Source organism: Candidatus Kryptobacter tengchongensis (assembly GCF_001458555.1).
Taxonomy (GTDB): domain Bacteria; phylum Bacteroidota; class Ignavibacteria; order Kryptoniales; family Kryptoniaceae; genus Kryptonium; species Kryptonium tengchongense.
The window spans coordinates 1-6462 of sequence record NZ_CZVH01000002.1 but is presented as its reverse complement, the minus strand read 5'-3'; the positions used below and the strand labels follow the sequence as shown (position 1 = coordinate 6462).

9 protein-coding genes are annotated in these 6462 nt (G+C 35.7%); 8 read left to right on the top strand and 1 reads right to left on the bottom strand.

Going from position 1 to position 6462, the window contains the following annotated elements; genetic code table 11:
• The 8 genes from AT685_RS00055 to AT685_RS00025 form a co-directional block, all read left to right on the top strand.
• On the top strand, positions 1 to 913 hold a 913-nt coding region (locus tag AT685_RS00055; RefSeq protein ID WP_143713043.1), incomplete at its 5' end, for a capsule assembly Wzi family protein.
• Between the two features lie 12 nt (positions 914 to 925).
• Positions 926 to 1363, top strand: a complete 438-nt coding sequence (locus tag AT685_RS08240; protein ID WP_143713042.1) for a S41 family peptidase — start codon at positions 926 to 928, stop codon at positions 1361 to 1363.
• A 4-nt stretch (positions 1364 to 1367) separates the two neighbouring features.
• Entirely contained in the window at positions 1368 to 2504 is a 1137-nt protein-coding gene (locus tag AT685_RS00050) for a S41 family peptidase (protein WP_081040489.1), read from the top strand.
• 63 nt (positions 2505 to 2567) lie between these two features.
• Positions 2568 to 3380: a coiled-coil domain-containing protein gene (locus tag AT685_RS00045; protein WP_072151054.1), complete on the top strand. Its 813-nt coding sequence runs from the start codon at positions 2568 to 2570 to the stop codon at positions 3378 to 3380.
• 6 nt (positions 3381 to 3386) lie between these two features.
• Positions 3387 to 4190 (top strand): DUF3108 domain-containing protein, encoded by an 804-nt coding sequence (locus AT685_RS00040; protein ID WP_072151053.1) that lies wholly within the window; start codon positions 3387 to 3389, stop codon positions 4188 to 4190.
• An 18-nt stretch (positions 4191 to 4208) separates the two neighbouring features.
• Positions 4209 to 4760, top strand: coding sequence for a gamma carbonic anhydrase family protein (locus AT685_RS00035; protein WP_072150680.1), 552 nt, complete (start codon positions 4209 to 4211; stop codon positions 4758 to 4760).
• Positions 4735 to 5631 carry an MBL fold metallo-hydrolase gene (locus tag AT685_RS00030; RefSeq protein WP_081040488.1) on the top strand — a complete coding sequence of 299 codons (897 nt, stop codon included), beginning with the start codon at positions 4735 to 4737 and terminating at the stop codon, positions 5629 to 5631. Before AT685_RS00035 ends, AT685_RS00030 begins: the two co-directional genes overlap by 26 nt.
• Positions 5632 to 5651: 20 nt before the next feature.
• Positions 5652 to 6149 carry a helix-turn-helix domain-containing protein gene (locus AT685_RS00025; RefSeq protein ID WP_072151051.1) on the top strand — a complete coding sequence of 166 codons (498 nt, stop codon included), beginning with the start codon at positions 5652 to 5654 and terminating at the stop codon, positions 6147 to 6149.
• Here the strand turns inward: AT685_RS00025 and AT685_RS00020 are convergent.
• Positions 6144 to 6462, bottom strand: a 319-nt coding sequence (locus AT685_RS00020; protein ID WP_474113928.1) for a magnesium chelatase subunit ChlI family protein, incomplete at its 5' end; no start/stop codon positions are given. The two genes, AT685_RS00025 and AT685_RS00020, sit on opposite strands and share 6 nt — an antisense overlap.

Here is a 6462-nt window from a genome sequence, read left to right as displayed (position 1 = left end):
TGGAAAACTTTTCATTTCTCAAACATCTCCTTCCTTTGACTTTTTTAAAATTCGCTTTAAATATAAGGGTATATCTTATGATTTCGTTCATTCATGGCTTCTTGGGACAAAGTTTATAATTCCAGATACGATTGCGGGCAATATGACATTGATAAATTCAAAATACTTGGCAACACACAGATTAAATTTTAACTTTTGGGACAAGTTTAATTTCGGGGTTTGGGAGGGCGTGATTTACACCAAACGCTTTCCCGAGCTTGCTTATCTTAATCCTATTAACTTTTATAAATCTGCGGAACATTCACTCCAAGACAGAGACAATGCATTGCTTGGCTTTGATTTTAAATCAAACATTTTTAAGAACCTTCAAATCTACGGGACAGTTTTAATTGATGATATAAATTTCCCAACGCTTGGCACCGGGTGGTATGGGAACGAACTCGGTTATCAGTTCGGGCTTTATTTCGCAAATTTTATTAAAAACGCTGATCTTATACTTGAATATACACGAATTGAACCCTATGTTTACTCTCACAGATTCAACGAAAATAATTACACGCATAACGGTTTTCTTTTAGGTCATGAGATAGGTCCAAATTCAGATGATTTTTTCATCAAAATTATTTATCTTCTATCAAAAAGAGCAACTTTGACAATTTTTGTAGAAAGAACAAGGCACGGGAGAAACCCGATAATTGAATCTGATACGATAAATGTTGGTGGCGATTTCAATCTTGGGCATCGCCAATGGGATGCCGAAAAAGTTAAATTTCTTGACGGGATCATTGAGAATAAACTTAAACTTGGTTTTGATTTGCTATGGGAAATAAAGAAAGATATCTTGCTTGGCTTTGGTGCTGGAAAATATGAAAAAAATTTTTTAACTTATGTCAAAATAAAAGTAGATTATTAGGAGGTAAAAATTATGCTCAGGCAAAGGTTTTCACCATTGACGATAATAATTGTCCTTTTAGTTGGGATAGTAATTGGAGCAAATTTAAATAGTTTGTTTTCCGGTGATGATGTTTATATACAAATAATGAAACTAAACGATGTTTTAAATCTCGCACGGAAAAATTATGTTGATAAAATTGATACCCAAACTCTTGTTGAGGCTGCAATAGAAGGAATGCTTGGTGTTCTTGATCCACATTCTGTATATATTCCTGCGAAAGCAATGGAAAGAGTAAATGAAGATATAAGAGGAAGCTTTGAGGGCATCGGGATTGAATTCACAATAATAAACGATACGATAAATGTTGTCTCGCCGATAGCAGGTGGTCCAAGTGAACAACTTGGGATAATGGCTGGGGACAAAATAATTAAAATAGATGATCAACCAGCTATAGGATTAAAAAAATGAGGATGTGATAAAGAAACTTCGCGGTCCAAAGGGAACAAAGGTAAAAGTGACAATTTTAAGACCTGGGGTTAAAGAACTGCTTGACTTTGTGATAACAAGAGATAAAATCTCAATTTATAGCGTTGATGTTGCTGTTATGGTTTCAAAAGACATCGGCTATATAAGCATAAATAGATTTTCTGAGACAACGGATCGGGAGTTTAAAGAAGCGGTTCGGAAGTTAAAAGAACAGGGAATGAAAAAACTCATTCTTGATTTAAGGAACAACCCTGGCGGACTTCTTTCAGAGGCGGTGAAGATTGCTGACGAGTTCCTTCCAAAGGGAAGATTGATAGTTTATACCAAAGGTCGTCTTCCTGAATATAATGAAGAATTTTATGCTACCTCTGAAGGAACACTTGAAAACATCCCGGTTATCCTGCTTGTTAATCAAGGTTCAGCTTCTGGAAGCGAAATAGTTGCGGGTGCGATACAAGACTGGGATAGAGGTTTGGTCGTGGGCGATACAACATTTGGGAAAGGACTTGTGCAAAGACAATTCCCATTAAATGATGGATCTGCAATTAGATTGACAACAGCAAGATATTACACGCCAAGCGGGAGATTAATCCAAAAGCCTTATGAAGGGAAGAAATATGTATCAATAGCTGAACATTTGGGTGGTGGTAAAGATTCGGCAAAAACTGTTTATAACACCAAAATTTTATCCCGTCCTGTCTACGGCGGGGGCGGAATTGCTCCTGATTTTGTTGTGAAAACACAAAACTTGACGGAACTTTCAGTTAACATAAGAAGACAAAATCTGTTTTATATTTTCATTTCAAACTTTATGGATGTGAAAGGGAATGAGATAAGAAGCAAATATGGGAACAACTTTGAGAATTTCAAAAAGAATTTCATGATAACGGAGGAGATGCTTAATGAATTTAAAGATTTCGTCATATCAAAGGGAATAAAATGGGACGAAGGACAATACAGTCAGGATCTTCCATATATAAAAGCGATTTTAAAGGCACATATCGCAAGGTTTATCTGGCGAAATGAGGGATGGTATCCGATAATGCTTGAAGTTGATGAACAATTCCAAAAAGCGCTTGAACTTATGCCACAGGCTGAGAAGCTTCTGGCAATTGGTAAATAAGTGAACAAAGCCCCCATTTCTCTGCGGGGGCTTTAAATTTAAAAATAAATTACCAGTGAAAAAATGAAACTTAAATTGACGCTACTTTTGATTTTTATTTTTTCTCTAAGCCTTTTCTCCCAAGTTCAACAGCAAATTACGAAATATTCAGTTGACGATGTAATGAAAAAACTTGAAGCAATGGATAATTCACTTAAAGAAAAAGTAGATGCACTCCGTGGAGAATTTGATCAAAAGCTAAATCAAAGCGTTAATCAAGCAAGGGACGAGCTTTCTTCAAAGATTGAAAAAGTTGATTCAAGGTTATCTTCAATTTCTGCTGGAAATGAACAAATAATAAAGAGGATAGGTCAAATTGAGGCACAGAACCGTGATTTGAGAAACCGTATTTCAAAGGTTGAAGAAAAAGTTTCGGGCGTTGAAAATGGAATTAAAGATGTGAAAAACTCAATTGGTGAAGTTGGGGCTGGGGTGAAAGAGGTTTCAACTAAAATTGATGAAAATACATCAAAGATTGACGAGATAATTTCAAAGCTTAGCTCAAACAGAGCAACACTTATCGCTGGATTTATCATCCTTATACTTATTTCAGCTGGTGTTGTGTTTGGGATAGTAAATCTTTCAAGATTGACGAAATCGGCGGAGAAAAATATAATTGAGGGTTTTGAAAATACAGCTGGGAAAATTGAGGTTACAACGAATGATTTGAAAACAATAGTTGATGTTTTAAAACAGCAAACAAGTGAGATCGTCGCCTATCAAAGGATACTTGAAGAGAGGATAATTTCAGCACAACAACAGCTTGAGTCAAAGCTTGAAGAGAAACTCCCAACAAGAAAAAGAACACCAAGAAAGGCAACTGGTTCTGAAGAGTAATTTTTTATGAACTTTATAATTGCTTTAGTTTTCGCAATATCAACAGATTTTCATCAACAGGAATTTGAAAAATTTGATAAAGTCTTCAACACATCGTTCATTCAGGTTGGTGAGGAACTTGTTTATGAAGTCAAGTATCTTTTTTTCAAACTTGGTCAGATAAAGTTTAAAGTTGTTGATAAGTTCAGTGAAAATGGGATTGATTTTTACAAGGTCAGGGTAAGGATTGATTCTTATTCGGTTCCGTTTGTTGACATCCATGCTGATTTTGAAGCTGTTTTTGATTCAAAATTTATCGCAAGAAGATATCACAGCGAACAGCGCGAGCGAAAGTATTATCAAAGCGTCAAATACCAGCTCATTGAAAATCCGTCTGCATATGTTGTTGAGAAAAACTATTATAATTTTGAATACAATACGAAAGGGCGTAAGATAGATACGGTCAAAATTTCAACAATGTATTGTGATGGGCCATCTCTTTTTTATTATGCGAGGTCAAATTTCAATCAAACAAAGACAATAGCTGTACCAACTTTTATTGAGGGAACGAAGGGAATTACAGTTATAAATTTTGGTAGAAAGAAGACAAAGATAAAGATAGACGCTATAAGCAAACCCGTTGATTCTTATGAAATAGATGGTAAGGCAAATTATATTGGCTTTTTTGGTTTAACTGGAGATTTTACCGGCTGGATAAGCGCAGATGAAAAAGCAATCCCATTGAAAGGCAAATTAAAAGTTCTTGTAGGTAGCGTCGTTGTTGAGTTAAAAAGCTGGAACAATTCTTGGGAACATATTCAAAAAAATTAAAACAAAAGCGGTGGTCCGATGAAAATATTACCTTATAGAGGCAAATTCCCAGAAATTGACGAATCTGTTTTTATAGCCGATGGAGCTGTGATAATCGGTGATGTTGTAATTGGTAAAGATGCAAATATATGGTTCAATGCTGTAATTCGTGGTGATGTAAATTATATAAGAATCGGGGAAAGGACAAACATCCAAGATGGTTGCATTCTTCATGTAACGACCGAAAAATATCCTTTAATCATTGGTAATGATGTAACAGTTGGGCATGGTGCGATTCTGCATGGGGCAATCGTTCGGGATAAATGTTTGATTGGGATGGGTGCGGTCGTCCTTGATGGTGCAGAAGTTAAATCTTATTCTCTCGTTGCAGCTGGTTCACTTGTAAAGCAGGGATTTGTTGTGCCAGAGGGAACGCTTGTCGCTGGAGTCCCTGCCAAAGTTATAAGAGAATTAACAGAAGAGGAAAGAAAGGCAATAGAAGAATCAGCTTTGCATTATGTTGAACTTTCAAATGAATATAAGAATTTAAAGGGGGTAAAAAATTATGAAGTTAAAAATTTGGGGTTGTAGGGGCTCAATCCCTACACCAGGAAAGGATACAGTTCGCTATGGGGGGAACACTCCCTGCGTTGAACTCAAACTTGACGATAATAATCTGATAATCCTTGATTCTGGAACAGGAATAAAAAATCTCGGCAACTATCTAATTCACAAAGGTGAATCAACGAAGGCTTATATAATGATAACTCATCCACACTGGGATCACATTCAAGGTTTTCCATTCTTCAAACCCCTTTTTATATCTGGAAATGAATTCACGATAGTTGGCTCTGGGGCAAGATCAAAGACACTTGAGCAAATTGTCGCAGATCAAATGGACAGGGTTTATTTCCCCGTTAGATTGAGCGAGCTGAAAGCAACAATAAAATTTTTGCAAGTTGGTGAGGAAGAATTTAAAATTTACGACGCCACGGTTCAAACAATTTATGTAAATCATCCCGGCTTTACACTTGGATATAGGATATCTTTTAACAATAAAACCGTCGTCTATATAAGCGATAATGAGCCGTTTGACAGGGAAATAACTCCTTACCTTTTTAACTGGGAAAAAGAAGTTGTTGAAAAGTTTGACAAAATCCCCGGGGACCCAAACAAAAGAATTTTTGACTTCGTAAAAGGTGCAGATCTTTTAATTCACGATACAACTTACACACCAGAGGAATATGTTGAAAAAGTTGGCTGGGGTCATTCACATTACCTCTTTACACTTAGGGTTGCGCACGAAGGTGAAGTGAAGCGACTTCTTCTCTTTCATCATGACCACACTCACACAGATAATATGATAGATGAAATTTTTGAGCATTGTAAAAATGAGGTGAAAAAGAAAAAATACAAATTTAATCTTCTTGTTGCAGCAGAGGGAATGGAGATAGAAATTTAATTTCTTGCAAAAATCCAAAAATGGGCAAGAGGCGGACATTACAACTGAAACAGGATGAAATGGATGAACTTTTGAAAATTTTGAAAGAATCACCAAATAAAAATTCTCAACTTTATCGCAGATCAAAAGTGATTTTCCTCAAGGCAGAAGGAAAATCACTCAGGGAAATAGCTAATGAAACTGGTCTCACAAAGCAGGCAATTTCTCACATTTTAAAACTTTTTGAAAAAGACGGTTTAAACGGAATTATTCCGAAAAAAAGAGGCAAAAAGGAAAAGTTTTCAGAGGAAGATAAGCAAAAAATTGTAAACCTTGTAAATCAATTTTCTCCATCTGAATTTGGAATTCCAAAAAGATATTGGACACTGCGAACCATAGCGAGGGCGATGAAGAAAATTTATAATGTTAAGATATCAATCAATTCAGTTCGCAAAATTTTAAATGAGGGCAATGTTGATCTTAAAAAGATGAGAGACAAATTTAAAAAGATAAAGCTGATTGATTATCTTAAGTCATAAACCAAATAAGTTTCTATCAAGGCTGCGGTATTGAATTGCTTCGCTTAGATGTTCTGGTTTTATATTTTCGCTTCCCGCAAGGTCTGCAATTGTTCTTGCAACTTTTAATATCTTGTCGTAAGCGCGGGCAGAAAGACCAAGCTTTGTAATCGCATTCTTTAAAATTAATTCACCATTTGAATCAATTCTACAAAATTCGCGAATTTCCCTGGTTTGCATATCTGCATTTTTAAAAAGATTTTTTCTGCCTTTAAATCTTTTAAGCTGTATCTCTCTGGCCATTATAACTCTTTCTCTTATCTGTGCTGATGTT